A 25,347-nucleotide genomic window follows, 5' to 3' on the forward strand; every position below is an offset into this window, starting at 1 on the left:
CAATGGTTGGCGTATAGCATGAAAAAGTGCGACCATATAGTTAATCTGTATGAAGTGCTGGAAAATCCCATTGTTGTAAGGAGTGGAGCAGAACAATGACAACCAATTTTGCATTAGTTATCGGTGGTTCCGGAATGCTTTCGGGTGCAAGCGTCTGGCTCAGTGAAAACGGATATGAGGTATACGTAGTCGGACGCCGCGCGGATAAGCTGGAACAGTTGCGAGGTCAATCCAAATGCCCTGAAACTATTCATGGAATTGCCGTGGATTATGAAGACACGGAGCGCTTTCGTGGGGGGTTATCACGTGTGCTTGAGCGGGCCGGGCGAATTCCTTCACTCGTTGTCAGCTGGATCCATGGAACTGCCCCGGATGCCCAGTCTGTACTTATTAATCTGCTGGAAACTTATGATATAAACACACCATGGGCATTAATCCATGTACAAGGCAGCGCCCGTTTTTTTCAAAAAGAAAACACGCCTGTACCGGCAAACTGCTTGTACAGACGTGTATATCTCGGATTTATTCGGCATGGCCGGCATTCGCGCTGGCTCACCCATGACGAAATCTCAAGCGGGGTAATTCAGGCGATTGCATCCAAGCAGAATGAATCTGTAATCGGCACGCTCGAACCATGGGACATGCGTCCTTAAAGGTGCTTGTTCCCTCCGGATTTTGTCATATATTGTTGAGCCTTGAAGGTATCTAGCACACCCCCCGAATTTTGTCGTATTTTGTTGAATTAGGGTTTTTGCCCAATTTACAGCTGGTTGAGTGCCTGCTCCAGATCAGCCCAAACATCTTCCCAGTGCTCGAGGCCAACAGAAAGGCGGATGAGCTGATCAGTGATGCCCATATTAAGGCGTACATCTTCCGGCACAACAGAATGCGTCATCGTGGCCGGATGCTGAATTAATGTTTCCGCATCGCCCAAACTTACTGCTATTTTTAAGAACTTGAGATGGTTGAGGAACTGCTGGGCATCCTTTTTTGTTCCTCTTACGTCAAATGAAATCAGTCCGCCGCCGCGCTTCATCTGTTTTTTACAAATTGCGTTATCCGGATTGTTTTCATCGCCCGGATAATAAATATGTTCAACGTTCGGATGGCTGCGCAGTTTTTCAAAAATCTTTTCTGCATTGTCACAGTGACGGTCAAGTCTCAATGGCAGCGTTTTTATCCCGCGGAGCAGCAGCCAGGCATCCATTGGCGCCATAATTCCGCCAATATCTTTTTGCGTGGTCATGGCCACTTCATCGAGGAAGTCTTTTTTTCCAACAGCCAGTCCAGCCACAACATCGCCATGTCCGCCAAGGTATTTCGTTGCACTATGCAGCACAACATCACAACCGAGATTGAGCGGACGCTGCAAATACGGCGATGAAAAGGTATTGTCGACAACCACCGGAACCCCGTGCTCTTTGGCAACCTCAGCCACCATCTGCAAATCAATCAGCTTCATGGTCGGATTAATTGGTGTCTCCACGTATATACATGCCGTTTCCGGTTTAATCAGTGAATGAATTTCGTCTTTCGTCCGCATTTCAGAAAAGTCATGCGAAATATTATACTTGTCCTTCATCATGCTTAATAAGCCGAATGTGCACCCATAAAGCCCCGACGAGCAAAGCACATGGTCGTTTGCCTTTGTCAGTGCAATCAGAATCGCCGACACCGCCGCCATTCCGGAACCAAAAGCAAGCCCGCGCTCCCCGTTTTCCAGCGCCGCAATTCGCTCTTCCAGTACGCTTACCGTCGGATTACCAAGACGGGAATACACATAGCCGCCTTCTTCCCCAGCAAACCGGCGCTCGCCTTGTTCGGCAGTATCAAATGTATATGTTGATGTTTGAAAAAGCGGCGTTGCCAGGCTTCCAAGCATCTCTTTTGAATCATACCCTTCATGAATTACCGTCGTTTCGAAATGTTTATTTTCATTTGTCATTCAGAATCCTCCAATTTTGAAAAATCTTATAAACTCATATACTACTATCATATTCCATTCTGCTAGTTTTTGAAAGCGTTCCCCGGGAATTTTACGAGGCACAGAAATTGCTTTTAACGAAAAAAGAAACTAGACTTGATTTATTTAGCAAATGGCGCAGCATGTGCACGCTTGCTGCTGGAGTTCGCATATTTGCGGGTGGGTTCGCACGTTTGGGCTGGAGTTCGCACGTTTGCGGCTTCACTTCGCACGTTTGGGCTGGAGTTCGCACGTTTGCGGCTTCACTTCGCGCGTTTGGGCTGGAGTTCGCACGTTTGCGGCTTCACTTCGCACGTTTGAGCTGGAGTTCGCACGTTTGCGGCTTCACTTCGCACGTTTGGGCTGGAGTTCGCACGTTTGCGGCTTCACTTCGCGCGTTTGGGCTGGAGTTCGCACGTTTCAAATTTCAATTCATACAAAAACTATTACAAAGGAGGCTTGCAAATTGGATCAGGAAAATAAACTTGGAATCATCTATGCAGCGGTTGCTTATACTCTTTGGGGATTTCTGCCAATCTATTGGAAGCTTGTCCAGCATGTCCCGGCAGATGAAATTCTTGCACACCGCATTTTGTGGTCATTCATTTTTATGATGATCATTGTGCTGGCATCCGGCAAGCTGCGGCCATTTTTCAGGGAGTGCAAACAAATCGTGCATGACAAAAAGAAGCTGCTCGGCATTTCTGCGGCTTCGATTATTATCAGCATTAACTGGCTGACGTTCATTTGGGCGGTAAACAGTGCACATGTCGTTCAGGCAAGCCTTGGTTATTACATAAATCCGCTCGTCAGTATTTTGCTTGGAATGATTGTATTAAACGAATCACTTAGTAAAAGACAGCTGCTTTCATTCATTCTGGCGGCAATTGGCGTGGTCAACCTCACCATCAGTTTTGGTGTGTTTCCATGGGTCTCCCTGTTACTGGCATTCAGTTTCGGATTGTACGGACTTCTCAAAAAAATGGTCGACATCGGGGCAATGTTTGGACTGACGATTGAAACAATGATTGTTACACCGATTGCACTTATTTATCTGATTGTGATTCCTGACAGTTCACTTGCACCGGACACAATGTTTTCCGGAAGCGGCGCACTATTGTTTGGTGCTGGCATCGCCACTGCCATCCCCCTATTATTATTTGCCGCTGGGGCGAAACGAATTCCGCTGTCGATGGTAGGCTTTTTGCAGTACATCGCACCGACTCTTATGCTGATTCTCGGCGTGTTTTTATACGGCGAGCCATTTACACAAGCACACCTTGTTTCATTTGTATTTATTTGGGCGGCGCTGATCATCTATATGGGAGCAGCCCGGAACAAAAAACCGGTTCGCCAAAAAGAAATCTAAAATTTTTTAAAAAATCTGTTGACGAATGAAACAAAACATGTATATAATATTCATTAAATTAATTCAAATTAATTACATCTTCTTATCAAGAGTGGCGGAGGGATAGGCCCTGTGAAGCCCGGCAACCTAAAAAGCGGCAACTGCTTTGAAAGGTGCTAAATCCTACAGATCAACTGACGATCTGGAAGATAAGAGGAGGATCGTTGTATATAACGCCCTCTTCTTAGGAAGAGGGCTTTTTCATTCTCCTCTTCCTCCAGATAAAATCCAAAGGAGGAATTATTCATGTCAAACTATCAGCTTTTTAACCCGGAAACAAACCTGCTCCACGGTGGACAGCAGCCTGATCCAACGACAGGATCAAGGGCGGTGCCAATCTATCAGACTACTTCCTATGTATTTCGCGATACCGAGCATGCACAAAATTTGTTCGGACTGAAGGAACCGGGCAATATCTATTCCAGAATTATGAACCCGACCGTTGATGCATTTGAACAGCGAATTACATTGCTAGAAGACGGTGCTGCAGCAGTAGCAACCTCATCTGGAATGGCAGCAATTACGCTTTCCATTCTGAACATTGCCCAGAGCGGGGATGAAATCATCGCCGACAGCAATTTGTACGGCGGGACATATAATCTTTTTGCCAATACACTTCCACGCTATGGAATTGATGTAAAATTTGTTGACGGAACGGATCTGGATCAGATTCGCAATGCAATAACATCGAAAACAAAAGCAATTTTCGGTGAAACGATCACCAACCCGAGCCTGAACGTACTTGATATTGAAAAAATTGCCGAAATAGCGCATGACAATGACATCCCGCTTATCATTGATAACACATTTGCTACACCGTATGTTTCTAAACCATTGACATGGGGCGCCGATGTCGTCATTCACTCAGCGACAAAATGGATTGGCGGCCATGGTACGACAATTGGCGGAGTGGCAATTGATGGCGGCAGATTCGACTGGACAAAAGGAAAATTCCCTGGGTTCACCGAGCCTGATGATAGCTATCACGGCGTTCGCTATGCGGATCTTGGTCCTGTAGCATTTGCCACCAAACTTCGTGTTCAGCTGCTGCGCGATATTGGTGCATGTCTTGGACCACAGGATGCATTCCAATTGCTGCAAGGTCTGGAAACTCTACATTTGCGGGTTGAACGGCATAATCAGAATGCTGCTGAGGTTGCTGAATTTCTGCAAAATCACCCGGCAGTCGAATGGGTCAACTACCCGGGATTAAAAGAACATCCATCACACCAGACAGCACAGAAATATCTTCGGAACGGGTTTGGTTCAGTGATCACATTTGGTATTAAGGGCGATCGTGATGCAGGACGAAAAGTAATTGATAACATTTCCATCTGGTCCCACGTTGCCAACGTCGGGGACGCGAAATCGTTAATCATCCACCCGGCATCAACCACCCACCAGCAGTTAGGTGCAGAAGATCTGAAACAAAGCGGTGTTACAGAGGAATTAATCCGCCTGTCAGTTGGCCTTGAATCGACGAAGGATACTTTAGCCGACCTGGATCAGGCGATTGCAAATGCTTCCGGTGTTGAAAAAACAATTGAAACAACGGAAACCGATGCCATTAAGTGGCTGCTGTCCACCCCATTCAACCGGGATAATGGACTTCGCAAAAAAACCATTGCCGTCTATGGCGAAACATCGTTCAGCAAATTGGATAAATTAGGATTTCAGATTGTTACGGTCGGCAATGAAGGAAACTACAAAACATTGCAAGAAATTCCATATGAACTGGATGCTGTGGCAACCAAAGACCAGGAACTGTCGCCGGAAACGATTGAACAGTTTATTAATAAAGAAGGAAAAATTCTTTGGGCAGAAAATCCAAGCGGAAATGACCAAACAATAGGGAATGCCAAAGACGCTGGAATCACCGTGATATCTGGCAAGAATGCGCATCAGGAAGCACTCGGACTTCGCGGTGGCCAACCTGACAAAGTATTAACAAACGCGTAAGCAATTGTAGTTGAACGGGATCAAGTCTGAGTAACAAAAGACTGATCCTGTCCCGCGTTTGCCGGAATATTGATTCGCGGAAGGGTTGATGTTTTGCCTTGTGCGGTTGATGTGCTGCACGTGCGATTGATGTTTCGCCTCGTGCGGTTGATGTTCTGCCTGCGCGGTTGATGTTTTGCCTCGAACGGTTGATGTTTCGCCTCGTGTGGTTGATGTTCTGCCTCGAACGGTTGATGTTCTACCTGCGCGGTTGATGTTTTGCCTCGAACGGTTGATGTTTCCACCTGTGCGGTTGATGTTCTGCCTCGAACGGTTGATGTTTCCGCCTGCGCGGTTGATGTTCACCATTTACGGTTACTATTACTAACCGAATTAATTTTTTTAAGAAGGGAGTTTTGATTGATGAAACCGATTCAAGTTGCGCTGATTGGTCTTGGCACTGTCGGATGCGGAGTCTACCAGACACTTCACATCCACAAGCAGCGGCTGGAAATTCAGCTTGGTGCGCCGGTTGAGTTAACAACCGTTGTAATTGAAAACCCAGATAAACACATGAAGATTGCCGAAAAAACAACCATTTCGACCGATATTTCGGATATTCTGTACAACCCGGAAATTGATGTGGTGTTTGAGGCAATTAATGGGAAGGAGCCGGCTTTCACCTATTTAAAACAGTGCATACAAGCCGGAAAACATGTGGTTACCGCCAACAAGGAGATGTTTGCGGCGCATGGCAGAGAACTGAAAGAACTGGCCCAAAAAAATGAAGTTCAAATTGGCTATGACGCAACAACAGCCGGTGGCATCCCGATTATCCAAACAATCAGTCAGTTGTTCCGAGCCAACCAAATTCAGCAGGTGCAGGCAATTTTGAACGGTACATCAAACTATATCCTGACACAAATGCGGGATCATCAACTCCCCTTCTCCACTGCACTGAAGCAGGCGCAAAAATGGGGCTATGCCGAAGCGGATCCAACGAATGATATCGAGGGGTATGATGCATTTTATAAATTAATGATTCTCAGCGATCTTATTTTCGACAGACAGCCTGACCAGAAGAACATCCGCCATTCCGGTATTACCGGGATAACCGACGAAGCCATTGAGAAAGCTCAGCAGGATGGCAAGCGTATCAAACACATCGCATCCATCAAATACGATGAGACGGGAAATCTGACAGCCGAAATTGAACCTATAGCTGTCCCAAAAGAACATCCTCTGTACGCAGTGGAAGGTGTGGATAATGCCATCCACCTGAAAGCAGACATTGTTGGAGATATCACATTGACCGGCCCCGGCGCAGGCGCATTTCCAACCGCAAGTGCCATGGTGGAAGATCTTTGCCTGATTCTCAGCAAGCAGTCCGCGCCTATCCCTGTCAGCTAATGGAAAATTGGCTTCTATATGAAGGCGATTTTTCATAAAAGAGATAACATTTCGGAAGGTTTTTCCTTTCATAGTGTTTAACAAATCATAAAAATGAGGTATACTATAGTTAGAAACTCATATATTAATAAAGACTGAACGGTGCTCTAACACCATTCAGCCTGCGTGTAACAGCCCTTCAAAGGGGCGGCTCACGTTTCGGACTAAAAATAACTGCCCTAAACGCTTGCTAAGGTCGAGGGGTGGTTATTTTTTGTCTGACATTATCGCAACCTTATAACACTATTTCCAGTATATCAAAGGTTTACTTTTACATCACCATTTCTTTATATTCCTCATTTATTACACAAACTCCCCCTACCAAAAATCACATGAACGTGCCTCTACCGCATAGCACTTTTACACCTGCTGCATAAAATGTAAATAAATCGAAATGTTTCATTGCGATACTTGCCTGTATAATCGGGTACAGATATAGTATGTACATGACCAATCAAGAATGAAGCATAGGTGTGAGTAAGTTGAAAAAGCGATACATTTACATTATTTTGGGTATACTGCTTGTAGGTTTGGGCATTCTCATATTCTGGGAACAACCTGAAGAAAAGTTAACACATACACAAGACCATCCGCAGCATGAAGAAAAACAACATAAACAGGATTCAAGCCAGTCGGATGAACAAAACACCGAAAAAAAGCCGGAAGCTGACCAAAAGGCAAAACAAGAAAATAATTCAGTGACCCATTCATTGAAGTTCATCCTTAATAAAGCGCTGGAACGAACGGTTGATTTGTTAACGAGCAAGGAATCACATATCGTTGCAATTGGTGACTCGTTGACTCAAGGTGTCGGTGATGATGTTGTTGAAGGCGGCTATGTCGGTATTCTGAAAGATCTTATGAATGGTGATGGCGATAAAAAAGTAACGTTTGATAATTACGGGGTGCGCGGAAATACGACCAGTCAAATGTATGACCGGCTGGATAATCCGGAAGTAAAGCAATCATTAAAAGATGCAGATGTCATTTTAATTACAATTGGCGCCAACGACGTCATGGAAGTTGTCAAACAGAATTTTACCAATTTGACCCTCAAAGACTTTCAGCAGGAACGAATTGCGTATAAAGAAAGACTTAAAAACATATTTGATCAAATGCGGGAATATAATTCAGATGCCGAAATCTACCTGATTGGATTTTATAATCCTTTCGCCAAATATTTTCCGAAACTGGAGGAGCTTGGTGCAATTGTGGAAAGTTGGAATTCAACGGGCAAAAAAGTTGTCCGGCAATATGACGATATTACGTTCATTCCAACTGCCGATTTGTTTGCGGGCAAAGAAGCTGATTTATTTGCCGCAGATAATTTCCACCCGAACCATCAGGGCTACCAGCTGATAGCCAAACAGGTACTGGAATATATGACCGATTAAGGAGGTGGGCGGATTGGCACAACACAAGCTGCGGAAAAACCGGTGGAAGCGATTATTTTACATGCTTTTTGGGCTAAACCTGCTTATCGTAATTGCTATTATTGCATTAATTTTCTGGCCCGTTTCCGATACAGAAGATTCATATCCAAACAAAAAAATCACGCAACAAAGCTCAGAATTCATTGTACGTACAACCAAGCAGAATTTGAATGAACTCGTAAACGCCTATATCAATAAACTACTGGAAGGTTCGAATCATCATTATAAGGTGTCACTAAAGGATGATGTTCACTTGCAGGGCGAACTTCCTGTATTCTCGACATCGGTTCCATTATCAGTGCACCTGGAGCCAATCGTCCAGGAAAATGGCGATGTCATTCTGAAGCAGAAGTCCATTTCCATTGGGCTGCTTGAACTCCCAAATCAGAAAATCATGGAATATATGAAAAAATATTTGCCAATGCCTAAATGGGTAACCATCAACCCGGAAGATGAAGAAATTTATGTTGCTGTTACAAACATGAAAATCAAAAGTAACTTCCATGTCGGGGTTGAACATATTGACCTTGAAGCAAACAATCTGGCTTTCAAAATAAAGGTCCCGTATAAAACATTGGGAATTGAGCCAAAAAATGATTTGAACGATAGCGACGCACGGTGAGCAGTAAGCAGCGTCGCTATCCGTTTTTCTGCTGCTCCATATAAACGGCATACATTCTCTCAACTTTTTCCCGCACCCGATCAACCAAATGATCCGGGGAAAGCACTTTTGCTTTATGTCCCCACGTCAATATCCAGTTTATCAGGCCTTCTGAAAGCTTCACCCTTGTAGACAGTACAAAATGGCTATCATCCAGTTCCCGGATGTCCGCTTCCTGACCGAACCTGTCCAGCACCACATTAACCAGACTATTATCGAAACGAATTTTCATTCGCATTTCTTCCCCTGCAAACATATGAAAACTCTGATCCACATATTCCTGCAAATTAAAATTCTTTTTCCGGAAAGTCTGCTCACTGACTTGTATATTGCGAATACGATCAAGCCGGTAGTGACGCAATTCATTGGTCTCCTGAAACAGACCGATCAGATAATAATAATCATTCTGCCAAATTAACGCATATGGCTCCACATAATACTGCTCCGCATTGCGGTGATACTCAAATTCTTTTTTAACGTTAAATTTCCCGTATTTATAAGTAAGCACCTTGCACTCCGAAATCGCCCGGTGTACACAGTCGATGTTCAATTTTACCAGTTCATAGTCCATGTTGGCCGACTGACTGAACAAAATTGGTTCCGGGAGTGTTTTGGCAATGTGTTTGCTTGTCAGATTTTTCACCTTCTGAATGAGTTTTTCTTTTTCATTGGTCGTAATAAACTTGGCCGATAAAATCGCATCAATAATCAGCCTGAGCTGATACGTTTCAAATAGCCTCGTCTGATGACTGAAGTGAATTTTTCCGTATCTGCCAGTGTTCTGAACAACCTCAAAATCTGTTTCTTCCAGTGTTTCCAGATCACGTTTAATTGTCCGGTTGTCAAAAGCTGTTTCACCGGTATATGCTTTGAGTTTCTCGCTCAATTCACTGATACCAAGCTCATGCATATCATCTGTTTCCTCAAACAATATATCACGCAAATTCAATAATCGATAATTGCCGCCCCGCTCCATTCTGCGCCCTCCTTTATTAAAATGCTTGCCAATGCCAAGAATGGTATAAACCCCTAAAAAAAGAACCCATACAATCAAATCTGCAAGGTTCTCTCATCTGATGACAAATTTCTTTACTTTTTTGGACAAGCCAATCAGAAATGACTGTTTCGGCAGGGTGCTTTCCCCCACGGTCAATTTTCGTTCGGCCGGCACACAGGACTGATAGTTTCCAAGTGTGCCTTTGTAGACCAATCGCATTCCTTGATGGGTGCGAATATCTGCTGGTGTAATAAAACAAATCGGCTTCTCAAATCGGAATAGCTCAACATCGTGTAATACCGTGGCAACAAATTGCGAACAAAACAGTGCATTACTGCGATTAATCTCCACCTGCAACCATACCCCAAGCAGTCCGATGAAGTTGTATTTATAATTTGCTTTCCGAAGTTCAATCTCAGCGATTCGATTTTTAATCAGCGTAACATCTTTTTCCGAAATATCAAATGAATAGATGGCACAGGCTGCATTTCGCAAACAATCGCTTCTTATATCTTCTTTTACAAATCCGCCAATAAACGGATTATGCGGTTTCTTTCTTCCAAAACTGTAAACTTGCTGTAGATCGGGGTCAAAAGCCAGAGAAACATGATTCAGTGATTGTTTGGTAGCATAATTTATCACCTTTGACAAGTATGTCCCTGTATCTGTAAAGAGAAAGTATATCGTCTTCTCCCCCATTGATTTCCCCTCCGCTAAAGGCCATTCCCGATAGTCATGGCAGCTAATTTAACGTTCTATTCCATAACTTTATTGTTACACATTTCCCCTGAAAAATATAGTCTTTTTTTATTAGACAAAATTCGGGAGATGCGATACTTGTCGAATTTAACAAATGCCAGGCACCTCCCGGCTACACAGTTAATTACAGCCTTTAATCATTGACGAAATCCTGTAAATCCCGTAATCTAACGGTGATGTCTTTTTAATGGAGGAACGTTTTCATGATTACAGTTAATAATGTTAGTTTACGTTATGGAGATAAAAAGTTGTTCGAGGATGTAAATCTGAAATTTACACCCGGGAATTGTTATGGTCTGATTGGGGCAAACGGTGCCGGTAAGTCCACCTTTCTGAAAGTCCTTTCCGGTGAGGTAGAGGCACAGTCCGGTAATGTTTCCCTTTCTCCAGGCGAACGGATGACCGTGCTGAAACAGGATCACTTTGCATATGAGGAATACGAGGTCCTTGAAACCGTCCTAATGGGGCATGAACGGTTATATGAAGTGAAACAGGAAAAAGACGCCATCTACATGAAAGCTGATTTTTCCGAAGAAGATGGTATGCGCGCCGCTGAACTGGAAGGCGAGTTTGCCGAAATGAACGGCTGGGAAGCAGAATCAGATGCTGCTGTTCTTCTGAAAGGTTTAGGTATTGATGAATCACTGCACACAAAAAAAATGTCTGAAATCCCTGGTGATCAAAAAGTAAAAGTACTGCTTGCTCAGGCACTGTTCGGCAATCCGGACATTCTGCTTTTGGATGAGCCGACAAACGGGCTGGATATCCATGCCATTCAATGGCTGGAGGAATTTCTGATCAACTTTGAAAACACGGTCATTGTCGTTTCACACGACCGCCACTTCCTGAATAAAGTCTGTACGCACATTGCGGATGTTGACTACGGAAAAATTGAAATCTATGTCGGCAACTATGACTTCTGGTATGAATCCAGTCAGCTGGCAAACAAAATGGCACAGGAAGCAAACAAGAAAAAGGAAGAAAAGATTAAAGAACTGCAATCGTTTATCGCCAGATTCAGTGCAAATGCATCCAAATCAAAACAGGCTACATCACGTAAAAAGCTGCTCGACAGCATTACACTGGATGACATTAAACCATCGTCACGCCGTTATCCGTACATTTCATTTACATCGGATCGTGAAATCGGCAATGATCTGCTGCGTGTCGAGGGATTAACCAAAACAATCGGTGGAGAAAAAGTGCTTGATAATGTCAGCTTTACAATGAAAAAGGATGACAAAATCGCCTTTATCGGCAAAAATGAAATTGCTAAAACAACACTGTTCAAAATCATTATGGGAGAAATGGAGCCTGATGCCGGAACCTATAAATGGGGTGTAACGACATCACAGTCCTACTTCCCTAAGGATAATGCCGCATACTTCGAGGGGGATGAACCGACCCTGGTCGAGTGGCTGCGTCAATATTCCCCGGAAGATGGAACCGAGACATTCCTGCGCAGTTTCCTGGGCCGCATGCTGTTCTCCGGTGAAGAAGCTCTGAAAAAGCCGAGTGTGCTGTCCGGGGGTGAGAAGGTACGCTGTATGCTGAGTAAAATGATGCTCTCAGGTGCCAACGTGTTGATTCTCGATGAACCGACAAACCATCTGGATCTGGAGTCCATTACCGCATTGAACAACGGACTGGTTAAGTTTAAAGGATCGATGCTATTTACATCACATGACCATGAATTTATTCAAAGTATCGCAAACCGCCTGATTGAAATGACACCAAACGGCATCATCGATAAAGAAATGAGTTATGATGAATATATAGCTGATCATGAATTGCAAAAGAAAGTGGAAGAAATGTACACAGCTTAATCGTTTTTTAGAAAAACTCGGCATTCGCCTCGTCTTATAGCGATTGCCGAAGTTTTTCTTATAAGGTCAACCATAATTTATACTTTCTGACGTTAGAACAAAAGCGGAAGCGCCCGTTTAGCGACGTACAAACTGGAGCACTCCGCAATGAGATAAAGGAAACACGGTAAGCTGAAAGCGAACCGATGTTGACTTATCGTAGTGAGGAAGTGTGAAGTTTGCTAGTCGCTGGGCGCTGGAGCTGGACGTGGCTGATTAGGAGCAAGTGCATTATCCACATCTACAAAATCTTATAGTTTCCTAAGCAAGAACAAAAGCACCCCCCAGCTGATTATGTCAACTGGGGGTGCTTGTTTTCCAAGACACATTTTAACTTTGTGTCTGCAACTGTCTTTCTTTATATTCTTCGTTATACTTATCATTATACAGATGACATGCAACAAAGTGATCTTTTCTATACTCCTGCCATTCCGGCTCAACTTTTGCGCAAATATCCATTGCATGCGGGCACCTTGTCCGGAAACGGCAGCCACTTGGCGGTGCAATCGGACTTGGTACATCACCCTCAATAACAATCCGTTCACGAGACCGCTCCAGTTGCGGATCCGGAAGCGGAATCGCCGAAAGCAGTGCCTGTGTATATGGATGCAGTGGTTCCTCATAAATGTCATCACTGCTTGCCACTTCAGCCATATTCCCCAAATACATCACACCGACACGATCACTGATATGCTTCACCATGGATAAATCGTGGGCAATAAACAAGTAGGTAAGTCCACGCTCATCCTGCAGTTTTTGCATCAGGTTGACAACCTGTGCCTGGATGGATACGTCAAGTGCCGAAATCGGTTCATCAGCAATAATGAATTCCGGGTCCACTGCGAGTGCACGTGCCACTCCAATACGCTGACGCTGTCCACCACTGAATTCGTGCGGATAGCGGTTCGCATGTTCCTGATTCAGCCCAACGGTTTCCAACAACTCATAAACCCGTTTTTTCCGCTCTTCTTTACTGCTTGCCAGGTTATGGATATCAATGCCTTCCGCAATAATTTCCATAACGGTCATTCTTGGGTTCAATGATGCATAAGGATCCTGAAAAATCATCTGCATTTTTCGGTTAAATGCTTTTAGTTCCTTTTTTGATTTCTTCCCATGAACATTTACACCTTCAAAGTTCACTTCACCTTCAGTTGCATCATATAACCGTAAAATTGTCCGACCAGCTGTTGATTTACCACAGCCGGATTCGCCAACAAGTCCAAATGTTTCACCTTTATATATATCAAAACTTATGCCATCGACAGCTTTTAAAATTGCTTTTCTGCCAACCTTAAAGTGTTTTTTCAAATTTTTGATTTCCAGCAGTTTTTCATTTGAATGTGACAAGTTTCAACCCCCTCATATGTTTGGATTAACTCCAAATTTATTTTTTGGTCCCGGTTATATCGTCTTATAATCATTCAGTTTAAAAGTCTATAAAGCTTCTAATTTTATTTATTAGTAGCAGCCTTAACAGCTTCCGGCGGCTCCACTTTCGGTGCACGTTCATCAAGCAGCCAGCAAGCAGCGGACTGTGTTTCACTTACGTTTGTATGCTCAGGCATATGTTCTGTACATACTTTCATTGCATGCGGGCAACGCGCGGCGAACGGACACCCTTTCGGCGGGTTCGATAGATCCGGTGGTGTACCTGCAATTGCATTTAGATCATCCTGTTTCTCGTGCAGACGGGGCATGGATGATAATAATCCCCATGAATACGGGTGTTTCGGGTCGTAAAACAATTCATCCACGGTTCCTACTTCCACTACTTTACCACCATACATAACAGCAACACGCTGTGCCATATTAGCCACTACACCAAGGTCGTGTGTGATTAATATAATGGAAGTATCACCTTCAGCCTGCAGATTTTTCATCAAATCAAGAATTTGCGCCTGAATGGTAACATCCAAAGCTGTTGTTGGCTCATCGGCGATTAAAACTTTCGGATTACATGCCAATGCGATTGCAATGACAACCCGCTGTCTCATCCCGCCGGAAAATTGGTGCGGATATTGTTTAACCCGTGTATCCGGGTTCGGGATACCAACCAGATTCAACAATTCTATCGCCCGTTGTTTCGCTTCCGGCTTACTCATATTCTGATGTTTAATCAGACCTTCCATAATCTGTTTCCCGACAGTCATCGTCGGGTTCAATGAGGTCATCGGATCCTGAAAGATCATAGAAATCTCTTTACCTCGGATATCCTGCATCTGTTTATCAGATAGTTTAGCAAGATCTTGCCCATCAAAAAGTATTTCTCCGGATTTAATGCGTCCCGGTGGGCTTGGGTTGAGTTGCATAATCGTTTTTGACGTTACCGATTTACCTGAACCGGACTCACCTACGATTGCAAGTGCCTCACCTTTCTTCAATTCCAAGTCAACCCCCCGGACAGCTTGCACTTCACCGGAAAATGTATCAAATGATACATGTAAATCGTTTATCTCTAATATATTTTCCAACACTGTCTGCCTCCTATTTTCTCATTTTTGGATCGAGTGCATCGCGCAGACCATCACCGAATATATTAAATGCAAGTAACAGTAAACTGATTAATATGCCAGGGAAAAGTGCCTGATACGGATGAAATTGGATCTGTTTAAAACCTTCATTAATTAATGACCCCAGCGATGCTTCCGGTGCGGGAACACCGAGACCGATGAAACTTAAAAACGCCTCAGCAAATATCGCATTCGGAATACTGAACATCATCGTAATAATAATCATTCCAATGGTATTTGGAATAATATGTTTTCGGATAATCCGGCCATGATTGGCGCCAAGTGCTCTGGCAGCTAGGGTAAACTCCTGCGTCTTTAATTGAAGTGTCTGTCCTCTGACTATCCTGGCCTGGGTAATCCAGCCGGTAAACATTATCGCAAACATAATCGGAACAATTCCGGGCTCCATTACCACAATAAGCAAAATCATTAATACGAGCTGCGGAATCCCGATCAGAATTTCAATAATCCTCTCCATGAATTCATCGACTCGTCCACCAAAGTAACCTGATATCCCGCCATAAATGACACCAATAATAATGTCACCAACACCGGCGACAAGACCAATCAACAGCGAAAGTTTGGTACCTTCCCATACACGAATCCACAAATCACGGCCAAGTTCATCGGCACCGAACCAATAATTCTCATCAACACTTTTGGATTCATACATATCGACGCCCTGCGCATTTTCACCAGTGAACGGGAGCCATCCCACATCCTGCAGCCAGGAAATTTTCGGCGGTAAGTTGGACCGAAGCAGGTTCTGTTCATCAATTGAATCAGCCGGACTGAAATAAGGTCCGATAAATGCCATTGCAACAATGGCAAGAATAACAACTAATCCAGCCATTGGCGCCTTTTGCCTGCGAAGGCGGCGAAAAGCATCCTGCCAAAAATTGAGACTTTCGGTGGCGATTTCTTCTTCTTTACCGGATTCAATTTCTGCCGGTTCAAACATATCCTGGGTGATTTCGTCTTTTGATAGTGCCATTATGAATCGCCTCCTGCCAGTCGAATCCTAGGATCAATTATTCCATAAACCATGTCGGTTAAAAATATTGCGACAACAAAGAATAACGCAAATAATATCGTTGTTCCCATAATCACGGGATAATCATTAGTAAAGATAGCATTTACGAATGCATCACCAATTCCCGGAATTGCGAAAATTTGCTCAATAACAAGTGACCCAGTCACAATGCTTGCGGTTGCCGGACCAATAATCGTTACGATTGGAATTAGTGCATTACGTATGGAATGCTTTGTTATGACGGTTGATTTTCTCAAACCCTTTGCTTTCGCGGTCGTGATATAGTCCGAACCCATTACTTCAACCAATTCAGTCCGCATATATCTCGCAATCAGCGCAATAAACATTACGGACAATGAAGCAACAGGCATAATATGATGCTGCCAGCTTGTCCAGTATGCGAGCGGAAGTAAATCCAGTTTCAGTGCAAACACATACTGTAAGAGCATTGCAAAAATAAACGATGGTATCGAGATACCAAGCACGGCAAATAATGTGGTTCCATAGTCAAGAATTCCGCCTTTTCTAAGTGCAGCAATTGCTCCTAGAACAATACCAATAATCGTACCTACTATAACTGATTCCAGTCCAAGCTGTACAGAAACTGGTAACTTATTCCCAATAATTGTACCTACTGAACGACCATCAAACTGAAACGAAATTCCAAATTCCCCTGTCACTACATTCCCCAAATAACGTACGTATTGGACAGGGATAGGGTCATCCAGCCCATATTGTTCATTTAATGCTTCAATTTGGGCTTCGGTTAACTTTGCGGCATTTTGATATGGAGAGCCAGGCAATAATTTAACGATCCCAAATGTTAATGTTATGATGACGAGCATTGTAAGGCACATGTATGCCAAACGCTTTATGATGTATCCTACCAAATCCTCACACCTCCATAGTTTGTAGTTATATTTTCTAATTATTACGTACAAAAGTCAATATAAAATTCTGCCATTTTTAAATATGTGAATTTTACGATTAACCCTATATTAACACCAAAATCATGGTGTAACCCTTGAAACAACCGCCTTCATAGCACGTATGATTTACAAGGAAATAACGAAATCAAGAACTAAATTCAGTAAATAAAGCGCTTTCAGAATATTGTAATTCACTTAAATTTTCAAAGCAGAAAAATAGAGGTGCGCACTTTGAAATACGCACCTCCTTTTTCAACCATTCTGTATCACGAAACACCCTCTAGCTTAGTGTTTGTATACTTTTGCCTCTCTGAAGTAGTATTCAATACCGAAACTCTGCATTGTTATACCTTCTACATAAGGTTTAATTACAAGCGCTTCACCAGCCTGATATGTTGGAATGGTATACGCATTCTCAATCAGAACTTTCTCCGCTTCTTTCATTGCTGCCCAACGTTCTTTCGGTTTTTGATCTTTTGCAAGTTGTCTCGCTTCTTCAATCAACTTATCGTAATCTTCCCGCTTAAGACCAAGACCGTCAGTGTTCGGGTTCTCTGAGTACCAGTAACCAAGGAATGTCATAGGGTCCTTGTAGTCTGGGCACCAGCCGGAACCTGCGCCAATTTCAGCTTTATCATTTTGCGTTGCCTCTAAATATGCGTTCCAAGGCAATTTCTTGATTGTTACTTTCAAACCTTCCAGCTGTTCAAGCTGATTTGCCATATATTCACCCATTTGTGCTGCTTTGTCGCCGTCTGTTGTTGCATATTCGACCTCAAGTGAATCAATACCAAGTTCTTTTTTAGCTTCTTTCCAAAGCTTCTTCGCTTCTTCCACTCCGCCAGGCAGATAATCATCTACACCTTCTCGGAAGTCCTTGCCGTCAGGTCCCATCGCAAGGCCTTTAGGAACAACATACTGAGCAGGAATAGATCCATTATTCAACAGTACATTTGTCAAGCCTTTCCGGTCAATAACCATAGACATTGCTTTACGGACTTTTTCATTTTTGAATTCAGGTACATTATTCGCATTCAACGTCCACCAGAATACACAGCCTTTAGGTACCTGTTGGAAGTCAGGTTTATCTTTCCAGGCATCGACCTGTTCAGATGATAATGCATCCATTTGGATTTCATCCGATTTGTACAGACTCAGCTGCGTATTTTGTTCTTTAACCACTTTGAAAGTAGCCTTTGTTATATTGACTTCATCTGCCGCATAGTAGTCAGGATTCTTTTCAAGTGTCCAGCCGACACCGTGATCCCATTCAGTCAACTTATACGGTCCAACTGTAAGCAGGTTTTTCGGTTCTTTCGCAAAGTTTTTACCTTGCTTTTTAACAAACTCTTTGTTTAACGGTGCAAACTTATTAAATGTCATTAGACTAGTAAAAAACGGAATTGGTGATTCCAATGTTATTTTAAGTGTATGTTCATCAACTGCTTTAACGCCAAGTTTTTCAACCTGACCGTATATATCGCTATCCTGATTCATAATCTTATCAGCATTTTTAACATTTGCTACACCCATGATATAGGCATACTCGGATTTTGTATCTGGATCAATTAAGCGCTGCCAAGCATATACAAAGTCTTCTGCTGTAAGCGGGTCTCCATTGGACCATTTAAGATTTTCACGCAATTTAAACGTGTATGTCAGACCATCTTCACTCTTCTTAGGCATTTCTTTTGCCATTTCAGGTACCAGTTCTTTATTTTTAAATGTTACGAGTCCAGGGTGTGTCCTTCCAATCACCTCGGCAGAAGTTGTGTCAGTTGCAATCGACGGATCAACTGACGGTAAGTCTGAACCACGGACAAGGTGCAATACCTGCTCTTCCGCCAATTCTTTGTTTTCGGATGATTTTTCATCATTGCCGCTGGCAGAATCACTACCGGAGTCACCTTCCCCTGAGCCTCCATCGCCGCCACCGCTACATGCAGCAAGCACCATACCAAGTGCCAGCAACAGGGCAGCAATAAAACCCCATTTTAACCTTCCCTTGTTCATAATTTTGACCCTCCTCAAAATATTATGTGTATCGCAGACATTTTCTCAACAATATTCATGTTTGTTTGAAAATTGTCTACATAAGCATTATACAAGTATTCTTACTTTTTTGCATTAGTTTTTTTAGATAATTTTAAAAAATGCCTATGAGATTACGGTTTTATGACTAAAAATAGGTCTTTTTACCTATGTCATTTTATAGTATTTTTACATCTTAAAAAGTAATTTTCAGCGGTAAATTATAGTGATTTTTATTCGTTGATTTGATAAGATAAAGAGGAATTGAGGTGACTTTCATTGAGTAAAAAGCAATTTATCAGGACTTTCATAATAGGAGTAATTCTGAGTCTGATACTCACTTATTTGATATACAAGACTTTTACATTACTAGCGATTGTTAATGCAACATTTTTAGTCAGTTTGCTCTATTTAATTATTGGTTCAGCATTATTTCTGGTTCAATCAGGATTTTTTAACGGCATCACATACAGTTTCAAACGCTTCTTTCGGCGCACACGAAAAATTGACGAAATGATATATGAGGTAAACCCGGAAGCGGAGGAAGAAAGTTACCTGCCAAAAGAGCATCACTTTCCTATTGCCTATCCTATTCTCGCATCAGGCAGTATATTTTTTGTGGTAACACTACTAATTGCTTTGACCATGTGAATTAGGTGTTCGTTTTTATATTAAAATTACAGCATAGGAAATCCGGGCTGCTGTACATTCCAATTGCACTTTGTTATAGGAATTGTTCCCCTTTTAACCAAAAGAGGTATCATTTCATTTGAAAATGTATAAACTAAAGTATACATTTTATTAGCGAGGTGCTATAATGGAGACAAATAAACGTACAGGGGTGTATAAAATGACTGTTACTGCACAAAAATGGGGCAACAGCATTGGTATTCGTATACCTTATAGGCTAGCAGATAAATACGGAATTGTAAAAGGTACGGAGTTGGATATTCGTGATACGAAAAATGGCATTGAGTTAACACCAAAGGAAAAGCCGACATTGGATGATTTATTGGCTCAATGTGATGGTAAAAACCCCTATGAAGAATTTTTCAGTAAACCGCTAGGAAAGGAAGACCTATAAATGCAGGTTCCTGACCGTGGTGATTTTATTTATTTAGATTTTAATCCTCAAACAGGCACAGAACAATCGGGGCGCAGACCAGCTATTGTATTGTCTCCTGAAAAATTTAATCGTGTAACTGGTTATGCGACTGTTTGTCCTATTAGTGGAACCAAGAGGGAATGGGGCTTTAATATCGATATTCCAGAGGGGTTTGCCGTTTCTGGAGTTATCATTAGTGATCAGGTGAAAAACTTAGACTGGAAAACAAGAAAAGCAGAAATAAAAGGGAAAGCACCTAACGACCTTATTAATAAGGTTGTTCAGGTGATACATACTTATGTATATGAAGTTCACCAGCCCGATGAATGAACTAAAAAGAGGAGATTGTAAGGTCTACATTTGTTTCAGAACAAGAAATTTGGTTAGCAGTTTAGCTTCCCACCGCCGAAAGGTTTAAAGTTGGTATCTAAAATACAGTAAAAAAAGATAGTGAAATATTTCACTATCTTTTTTGATATAACGGAAAGAATAACCTGAAGAATCAAGAAACAAATTCAAAATCCTCCTGAGTCAACTCCGGTTTCGATTCCTTAACCGGGGGTTCTACGTTTTTCCTGAGTTTACGCACCCTGGTGTCTTTGATTAACACCTGTTTCATGCCTTCGATCATATAGTTCATCGCCAATATGGTAATGGCAAACGCGCCAAGCGGGACCAGCGGAAGCCATGGCTGGACATCAAGGTATGCGTACGAATAGCCAATCAGTCCGGACCATTCTGCTGTTAATGACTCAAATCCATTATCCATCAAATGATGTTTCAGCGTACCACCCAAAAACAACTTTAACAGTCCAAGGTGAACGAGCAGCACAAGTACCTGAATAACCTGCTGCCCAAAGTTAATCCACAATTTTGGTGCCAAGTGCGGCATGACATGTTTTATTAAAGTATGCCAGCGTCCCGCTCCAATTACTCGGGCACCTGTAATGAACTCCCGCTCCAGTATCATTTTCGTTTCATTTCCAATCAACACCGAAATTGTTGGTGTGGCAATGATGACAAAAATAATTAACTCAAATATAATCCGCTCCCAAAAGCCGGATGCAAACGTACGGGTGAACTCATTCTGAATGAGCACTGGTTCCAGTATGACATAGGCCAGCAATGCAGTCGGCAAATATTGAAACGCCTCCGTCAAGCCGGTAATAAATTTGTTTGCCCTCTTCAAGAAAAACGCATAGAAAAGACCTAACCCGGCTGAGAAGATCATTCGCAACACAGCAGCAGCAAACGCAAAACCGATTGTCATCTTTGCCCCTTTTAAAAGGAGGTACAAGTAATCCTTACCAAACCGGTCCGATCCAAAAGGCGGCAGTTCCGACGGGCTGTGCGGTGCAGCTCCGGTCAGCTTATTATCTTCATACAGTAAATCGTATTCCGGTACCGGCGCACCATAAAACCAGTGGATCATACTTGCCAGAAACAAAAGCAAAATATATGTAAACCCGATTACAAACAGCGGTTTTTTAAACAATTCCTTCATCAATTACAGCACCACCTTTTGTGCAGCAATTTTTTCAATAATAAATTGCCCGATCGCCATTGTAATGAAAATCGGCACAAAAAACAGCAATATCCCTATCGTAAAGATCTGTGGTGTCGGCAGTGAGAGCATAAATTGAATCAATCCGCTGATCCCAAATATGTACTCCACTACAAGCAAATTGGACAGCGTGATCCACAGAATGAATTTCGAATGCAGGAAAATTCCCATGACAGCATTTCGCAAAATATGCTTCAGCAAAACAGTATATTGCTTCAGCCCTTTCGCCTTCGCAAGCTCCACATACGGCTGCTCCGATTCATCCTCCAAATCAAGAATAAAAATACGATACATAAAAATAGTCGGTAATATGCTAAGCGCAATAATCGGCAGTATATATGGCTGATGATCGCCATATTCTGCGATGTAAAACATTAAAACTCCCGTTTTCTGGTACAGCCAGATCACCGCTATTTGAAACATTGCAATGACAAGCACATCCGGCAGTGACTCTAAAGAAAAAAGAACGAATTTAATACCATCAATCAATTTTCTTGGCAGCAGTAACGTAACGTAAGCAAAAACCATCGCCACCAAAAAGGCGATAAAAAAAGAACCAAGCAACAACGTCATGGAGTATGCCCATGGATCCAATATTTTCGGGAACAATGACCTATCAAATTCCCCAGCCGTATACGTCCATTCCCACGGTCGGATAATTTCCGGCAATATGCTCGCCAATTGGTTGAAATAGGATCCAAAGTCCAGATGAATCCCATTAAACAGCGCTGGTAACGATCCTATCAGAAAAATTCCAATGATACTCAAAACAAACCTGACACCTAATCGATATGTAAAATTACCCATCCCCAATTACCCCTTTTTTATATTATAGTACAAATGATAACACAAAGAGGAGGAATTTTTTAAATATTGGTTATACATTCCTTTTCTAAAATTTCTTATTGTCATTATTCAAAACTATAGTACAATTGACTTTGAAGCTGGCATGAAAAAGGGGGCATACTGCAATGAAAAACATCTTATTTGCAGCTATATTCGTACTGATTTTAGCGTTGACAGCCTGCTCATCGGACAACCAATCAGCAAGCGATGAAGGGAAAAGTGACAACAACCAATCTGAAACAGCACAAACTGAACAACAGGATAAAAGTAAAGATAAGCAGACTAATCAAAATGAAGATAAAGAAAATAAATCGGAGGAAGCTCCAGCTCAGTATGAAGTATTTATAGAAAACGACACGTTCAAATTTAAAGAAAAAGAACTTGATATACCATTTAAAGTAGCTAAAGACGGAGAACCATTGACCGGTGGAAAGCTGGGGTTAATGGTAAAACTGCCAATTGGTGAGCTTCCGCTTCAAGTGGAAGAAGTAAAAAATGGCAAATACAAAGCGAAAGTTCAAGTGCCTGAACCAGGTGTATATCAGGCAAGTGTTTTTAAGATGGAAGATAACAAGCGTAATATTTTAGGTCGATTCCAGTTAAAATTTGAGAAATAGTATGATTCCGCGGGTCTGATAGCAGATCTGCGGAATGTTTTAATATAGCTTATACATCATGATTATTCACATCCTTGTGCATAACTCCCCTTATACGGGGTTTTCCTGTATGTTCACTAATCGCCAGAAGTCACGCAGCATCATCTCCCCTATATCTCTGCTTCCTGCATCACCACCTTCTCTATAATCACCTGAAATACCGACAGCACAAAGAATATCACACTAAATATTAAAAATAACCCTACCGTTAATACCTCAGGTGAATAACGCATGAACATGAAATCAAGGATTCCATGTAGATTGAATGCATATTCAATGACAAGTAAATTCGAAAGCATAAACCAGAGAATATACTTAGCGTTTTGGAAAATACTGATTAACGTGTTCCTTAAAATATGTGAAACCATTAACTTTTGCGCTTTAATTCCTTTCGATCTTGCAACATCAACATATTGTTTCCCTTCTTCTTCTTCAAATTCCAACACCATTGCTCTAAACAACAGAACGGTTGGCAAAATCGTTAGTGCAGTAATGGGAAGAACGTATATATTCTCGTCGTACACCGCAACATTAAAAAACAAGATACCGGTTTGCTGATAAATAGTAATTACAAAAAATATAAATAGAGCTACCACCAATATATCCGGGATTGACTCGGTTGCAAACAGCACAAACTTTACTTTTTCCTTTATCTTTTTTGGCAATTTCACCGTAAAGAAGGTGAGAATCAGTGCGATGCCTAATGCAATGAAAAATGCGATAAACAGCAATGTCATGGAATATGCCCATACCTCAAATATCCTGGGGAATAAAGGATACTCATTGTTAAGTATCCTATACGTCATTTCTTCCGGGTTAAGAATACCGGCAAATATACCCGCAATCGAAGAAAAATAATTCGAAAAATCCAACCGGATCCCTTGAAATAAGGCAGGAAGCGCCCCAACCAGTAAAATGCCAATTGCAGTTAATACAAACTTCAATAAGATGCGATAAACCAGATTTGCCATGTACTCCCCCCTACGATCTAATGATTCTTCACAAAACTGAAATCCAATTCCTTCCCATCGGAACCTGTATCAAAAGTTTGGCTGTTGTTCCTATCTTTTTTCCGTTTTGGAATCCACCCGCCCAGAAACACTTCCTCCATCGCCTTCACCATAAAATTAAGGGCGAGAATCGTTACGGTGAATGCAATAACCGGGGCAAGGAACAGCCAAGGCAGGATTAAAAATTGGTAATAATTGTTTCCAAGCATACCCGACCATTCACCGGACATGGAAACATAAACCATATCGAAACTTTTTATTACCTTCGTACCGCCAAACATCAAATGAAAAAAACCAAGGTGTGCCAGCAAGATAAGCACCTGCACAATCTGCCCCGCATATTGAATCATTATTCGTGGCCACAAGTGGGGAAGTATGTGCCTTTTAAAAATATGTAACCGACTTCCGCCAAGGGTCTTTTCCCCCACTACAAACTCATTCTTCATAATTCTGTTCATTTGTTCGCCGATTAACAGTGAAGTTGTCGGCAAAGCAACAATGGTCAAGATAATAAATTCGAAGCCAGCCCGTTGAACGAAGGTGTATTCTATTTCATCGTATGGATTTCGAATCAACAGAACATCACTCAACAGAACATAGCAAAGCAGCGATATCGGAACAAAATAATAGGAATTTACGATACCTGATACATACCTGCCTAACTTGAGAGCAAAATTCCCGTAAAATAACCCCATTATAAAAGAAAAAATCATTCTGAGCATCGCAACAATTAGTGCGATGCCAATCGTGTATTTCGCACCTTGCAATAGTTTAAAAAAGAGATGGTTCCCTACCTGATCTGTTCCCAACGGAGGTACCTCGATGGGTGAAAAAGGACTTTTCGCAATCAATTCACCTTGTTCATTATAATGTTGCCGATCTACCGGAATTTTCCCATCAAAAAACACAGCGTGAACAATACTTGCACTGATTAAAATCGTGATAAATAAGAAACCAGTTAAAAATAGAGGATGTTTAAATAAGGTCTTTATCAAAGTACATCACCCTTTTTGGCTTTTAAAAATAAATTTGGCAAATCATTCTTTTATATATCCAGGCCGTGATTCATATCCTATGGCAGAATTTCTTGTTCCAATTCCAAAAATTTTTCTATTTGAGTGAATTTCATAATTATCAGCCCTTCTGCGGCAAGGGCTCAGAGACATAAAAAAGGAAGTACCTCCCCA

General features: G+C 42.1%; 24 protein-coding genes and 1 riboswitch. Of the genes, 11 read left to right on the forward strand and 13 right to left on the reverse strand.

Annotation, left to right across the window (positions count from 1 at the left end; all coding sequences use genetic code 11):
• The first annotated feature begins 95 nt into the window (after positions 1-95).
• A complete protein-coding gene (locus ABD010_RS12070; RefSeq protein WP_343813343.1) occupies positions 96-653 on the forward strand; it encodes a Rossmann-fold NAD(P)-binding domain-containing protein in 558 nt (185 codons plus the stop codon).
• Positions 654-760: 107 nt separating this feature from the next.
• Here ABD010_RS12070 and megL read toward each other — a convergent pair whose 3' ends face one another.
• Positions 761-1,945 (reverse strand): methionine gamma-lyase, encoded by a 1,185-nt coding sequence (gene megL / locus ABD010_RS12075; protein ID WP_343813345.1) that lies wholly within the window; start codon positions 1,943-1,945, stop codon positions 761-763.
• A 484-nt stretch (positions 1,946-2,429) separates the two neighbouring features.
• Between megL and rarD the strand changes: the two genes are divergently transcribed.
• A complete protein-coding gene (gene rarD / locus ABD010_RS12080; RefSeq protein ID WP_343813347.1) occupies positions 2,430-3,332 on the forward strand; it encodes an EamA family transporter RarD in 903 nt (300 codons plus the stop codon).
• A gap of 79 nt (positions 3,333-3,411) precedes the next feature.
• Positions 3,412-3,527, forward strand: a riboswitch (SAM riboswitch).
• 90 nt (positions 3,528-3,617) lie between these two features.
• The gene (locus ABD010_RS12085; RefSeq protein WP_343813349.1) at positions 3,618-5,330 is read left to right on the forward strand and encodes a PLP-dependent aspartate aminotransferase family protein; all 1,713 of its coding nucleotides are present in this window, start codon (positions 3,618-3,620) and stop codon (positions 5,328-5,330) included.
• Here the strand turns inward: ABD010_RS12085 and ABD010_RS12090 are convergent.
• Complete coding sequence (locus ABD010_RS12090) at positions 5,316-5,678, reverse strand: hypothetical protein (protein ID WP_343813351.1); 363 nt, start codon at positions 5,676-5,678, stop codon at positions 5,316-5,318. The two genes, ABD010_RS12085 and ABD010_RS12090, sit on opposite strands and share 15 nt — an antisense overlap.
• Positions 5,679-5,732: 54 nt before the next feature.
• Between ABD010_RS12090 and ABD010_RS12095 the strand changes: the two genes are divergently transcribed.
• The 3 genes from ABD010_RS12095 to ABD010_RS12105 all read left to right on the forward strand — a co-directional run bounded on the left by ABD010_RS12095 (position 5,733) and on the right by ABD010_RS12105 (position 8,813).
• On the forward strand, positions 5,733-6,719 hold the full coding sequence (locus tag ABD010_RS12095; protein ID WP_343813353.1) for a homoserine dehydrogenase: 987 nt from the start codon (positions 5,733-5,735) through the stop codon (positions 6,717-6,719).
• A gap of 521 nt (positions 6,720-7,240) precedes the next feature.
• Positions 7,241-8,152, forward strand: a complete 912-nt coding sequence (locus tag ABD010_RS12100; protein ID WP_343813355.1) for an SGNH/GDSL hydrolase family protein — start codon at positions 7,241-7,243, stop codon at positions 8,150-8,152.
• Between the two features lie 13 nt (positions 8,153-8,165).
• On the forward strand, positions 8,166-8,813 hold the full coding sequence (locus ABD010_RS12105; protein WP_343813357.1) for a YpmS family protein: 648 nt from the start codon (positions 8,166-8,168) through the stop codon (positions 8,811-8,813).
• A 16-nt stretch (positions 8,814-8,829) separates the two neighbouring features.
• On the opposite strand, the gene ABD010_RS12110 is transcribed toward ABD010_RS12105, so the two are convergent.
• Together ABD010_RS12110 and ABD010_RS12115 are read right to left on the reverse strand one after the other, a co-directional pair.
• Complete coding sequence (locus ABD010_RS12110) at positions 8,830-9,828, reverse strand: helix-turn-helix transcriptional regulator (protein ID WP_343813359.1); 999 nt, start codon at positions 9,826-9,828, stop codon at positions 8,830-8,832.
• Positions 9,829-9,921: 93 nt separating this feature from the next.
• Complete coding sequence (locus tag ABD010_RS12115) at positions 9,922-10,548, reverse strand: hypothetical protein (RefSeq protein ID WP_343813361.1); 627 nt, start codon at positions 10,546-10,548, stop codon at positions 9,922-9,924.
• A gap of 263 nt (positions 10,549-10,811) precedes the next feature.
• Between ABD010_RS12115 and ABD010_RS12120 the strand changes: the two genes are divergently transcribed.
• Positions 10,812-12,434: an ABC-F family ATP-binding cassette domain-containing protein gene (locus ABD010_RS12120; RefSeq protein WP_343813363.1), complete on the forward strand. Its 1,623-nt coding sequence runs from the start codon at positions 10,812-10,814 to the stop codon at positions 12,432-12,434.
• Between the two features lie 369 nt (positions 12,435-12,803).
• Here ABD010_RS12120 and ABD010_RS12125 read toward each other — a convergent pair whose 3' ends face one another.
• From ABD010_RS12125 to ABD010_RS12145, 5 genes are all read right to left on the reverse strand, one after another.
• Positions 12,804-13,823, reverse strand: a complete 1,020-nt coding sequence (locus ABD010_RS12125; RefSeq protein WP_343813365.1) for an ABC transporter ATP-binding protein — start codon at positions 13,821-13,823, stop codon at positions 12,804-12,806.
• Between the two features lie 104 nt (positions 13,824-13,927).
• Positions 13,928-14,947 carry an ABC transporter ATP-binding protein gene (locus ABD010_RS12130; RefSeq protein WP_343813367.1) on the reverse strand — a complete coding sequence of 340 codons (1,020 nt, stop codon included), beginning with the start codon at positions 14,945-14,947 and terminating at the stop codon, positions 13,928-13,930.
• Positions 14,948-14,960: 13 nt separating this feature from the next.
• The gene (gene opp3C / locus ABD010_RS12135) at positions 14,961-15,980 is read right to left on the reverse strand and encodes an oligopeptide ABC transporter permease (protein ID WP_343813369.1); all 1,020 of its coding nucleotides are present in this window, start codon (positions 15,978-15,980) and stop codon (positions 14,961-14,963) included.
• Complete coding sequence (locus tag ABD010_RS12140) at positions 15,980-16,909, reverse strand: ABC transporter permease (protein ID WP_343813371.1); 930 nt, start codon at positions 16,907-16,909, stop codon at positions 15,980-15,982. Before ABD010_RS12140 ends, opp3C begins: the two co-directional genes overlap by 1 nt.
• Positions 16,910-17,233: 324 nt before the next feature.
• Positions 17,234-18,961 (reverse strand): peptide ABC transporter substrate-binding protein, encoded by a 1,728-nt coding sequence (locus ABD010_RS12145; RefSeq protein WP_343813373.1) that lies wholly within the window; start codon positions 18,959-18,961, stop codon positions 17,234-17,236.
• Between the two features lie 297 nt (positions 18,962-19,258).
• On the opposite strand from ABD010_RS12145, the gene ABD010_RS12150 reads away from it, so the two are divergent.
• The 3 genes from ABD010_RS12150 to ABD010_RS12160 all read left to right on the forward strand — a co-directional run bounded on the left by ABD010_RS12150 (position 19,259) and on the right by ABD010_RS12160 (position 20,414).
• Positions 19,259-19,630 (forward strand): DUF3899 domain-containing protein, encoded by a 372-nt coding sequence (locus tag ABD010_RS12150; RefSeq protein ID WP_343813375.1) that lies wholly within the window; start codon positions 19,259-19,261, stop codon positions 19,628-19,630.
• 166 nt (positions 19,631-19,796) lie between these two features.
• Positions 19,797-20,063, forward strand: coding sequence for an AbrB/MazE/SpoVT family DNA-binding domain-containing protein (locus ABD010_RS12155; protein WP_343813377.1), 267 nt, complete (start codon positions 19,797-19,799; stop codon positions 20,061-20,063).
• The gene (locus ABD010_RS12160) at positions 20,064-20,414 is read left to right on the forward strand and encodes a type II toxin-antitoxin system PemK/MazF family toxin (RefSeq protein ID WP_343813379.1); all 351 of its coding nucleotides are present in this window, start codon (positions 20,064-20,066) and stop codon (positions 20,412-20,414) included.
• A 172-nt stretch (positions 20,415-20,586) separates the two neighbouring features.
• On the opposite strand, the gene ABD010_RS12165 is transcribed toward ABD010_RS12160, so the two are convergent.
• Positions 20,587-21,588 (reverse strand): ABC transporter permease, encoded by a 1,002-nt coding sequence (locus ABD010_RS12165; RefSeq protein WP_343813408.1) that lies wholly within the window; start codon positions 21,586-21,588, stop codon positions 20,587-20,589.
• 3 nt (positions 21,589-21,591) lie between these two features.
• A complete protein-coding gene (locus ABD010_RS12170; RefSeq protein ID WP_343813381.1) occupies positions 21,592-22,455 on the reverse strand; it encodes an ABC transporter permease subunit in 864 nt (287 codons plus the stop codon).
• 164 nt (positions 22,456-22,619) lie between these two features.
• Between ABD010_RS12170 and ABD010_RS12175 the strand changes: the two genes are divergently transcribed.
• Entirely contained in the window at positions 22,620-23,111 is a 492-nt protein-coding gene (locus ABD010_RS12175) for a hypothetical protein (protein WP_343813383.1), read from the forward strand.
• A gap of 149 nt (positions 23,112-23,260) precedes the next feature.
• On the opposite strand, the gene ABD010_RS12180 is transcribed toward ABD010_RS12175, so the two are convergent.
• A complete protein-coding gene (locus ABD010_RS12180; RefSeq protein WP_343813385.1) occupies positions 23,261-24,121 on the reverse strand; it encodes an ABC transporter permease subunit in 861 nt (286 codons plus the stop codon).
• A gap of 17 nt (positions 24,122-24,138) precedes the next feature.
• Positions 24,139-25,155 carry an ABC transporter permease gene (locus tag ABD010_RS12185; protein WP_343813387.1) on the reverse strand — a complete coding sequence of 339 codons (1,017 nt, stop codon included), beginning with the start codon at positions 25,153-25,155 and terminating at the stop codon, positions 24,139-24,141.
• Between the last annotated feature and the right edge of the window lie 192 nt (positions 25,156-25,347).

Origin of the sequence: Virgibacillus siamensis (assembly GCF_039522605.1) — a bacterium.
Classification (GTDB): Bacteria; Bacillota; Bacilli; order Bacillales; family Amphibacillaceae; genus Lentibacillus; species Lentibacillus siamensis.

What these genes read in the sequence shown, in the direction of transcription:
- ABD010_RS12170 (WP_343813381.1), bottom strand. Translation starts at nt 22,455, where the DNA reads ATGGGTAATTTTACATATCGATTAGGTGTCAGGTTTGTTTTGAGTATC.
- ABD010_RS12085 (WP_343813349.1), top strand. Translation starts at nt 3,618, where the DNA reads ATGTCAAACTATCAGCTTTTTAACCCGGAAACAAACCTGCTCCACGGT.
- ABD010_RS12160 (WP_343813379.1), top strand. Translation starts at nt 20,064, where the DNA reads ATGCAGGTTCCTGACCGTGGTGATTTTATTTATTTAGATTTTAATCCT.
- ABD010_RS12155 (WP_343813377.1), top strand. Translation starts at nt 19,797, where the DNA reads ATGGAGACAAATAAACGTACAGGGGTGTATAAAATGACTGTTACTGCA.
- ABD010_RS12175 (WP_343813383.1), top strand. Translation starts at nt 22,620, where the DNA reads ATGAAAAACATCTTATTTGCAGCTATATTCGTACTGATTTTAGCGTTG.
- megL (WP_343813345.1), bottom strand. Translation starts at nt 1,945, where the DNA reads ATGACAAATGAAAATAAACATTTCGAAACGACGGTAATTCATGAAGGG.
- ABD010_RS12180 (WP_343813385.1), bottom strand. Translation starts at nt 24,121, where the DNA reads ATGGCAAATCTGGTTTATCGCATCTTATTGAAGTTTGTATTAACTGCA.
- ABD010_RS12095 (WP_343813353.1), top strand. Translation starts at nt 5,733, where the DNA reads ATGAAACCGATTCAAGTTGCGCTGATTGGTCTTGGCACTGTCGGATGC.
- ABD010_RS12090 (WP_343813351.1), bottom strand. Translation starts at nt 5,678, where the DNA reads ATGGTGAACATCAACCGCGCAGGCGGAAACATCAACCGTTCGAGGCAG.
- opp3C (WP_343813369.1), bottom strand. Translation starts at nt 15,980, where the DNA reads ATGGCACTATCAAAAGACGAAATCACCCAGGATATGTTTGAACCGGCA.
- ABD010_RS12120 (WP_343813363.1), top strand. Translation starts at nt 10,812, where the DNA reads ATGATTACAGTTAATAATGTTAGTTTACGTTATGGAGATAAAAAGTTG.
- ABD010_RS12110 (WP_343813359.1), bottom strand. Translation starts at nt 9,828, where the DNA reads ATGGAGCGGGGCGGCAATTATCGATTATTGAATTTGCGTGATATATTG.
- ABD010_RS12145 (WP_343813373.1), bottom strand. Translation starts at nt 18,961, where the DNA reads ATGAACAAGGGAAGGTTAAAATGGGGTTTTATTGCTGCCCTGTTGCTG.
- ABD010_RS12070 (WP_343813343.1), top strand. Translation starts at nt 96, where the DNA reads ATGACAACCAATTTTGCATTAGTTATCGGTGGTTCCGGAATGCTTTCG.
- ABD010_RS12115 (WP_343813361.1), bottom strand. Translation starts at nt 10,548, where the DNA reads ATGGGGGAGAAGACGATATACTTTCTCTTTACAGATACAGGGACATAC.
- ABD010_RS12165 (WP_343813408.1), bottom strand. Translation starts at nt 21,588, where the DNA reads ATGAAGGAATTGTTTAAAAAACCGCTGTTTGTAATCGGGTTTACATAT.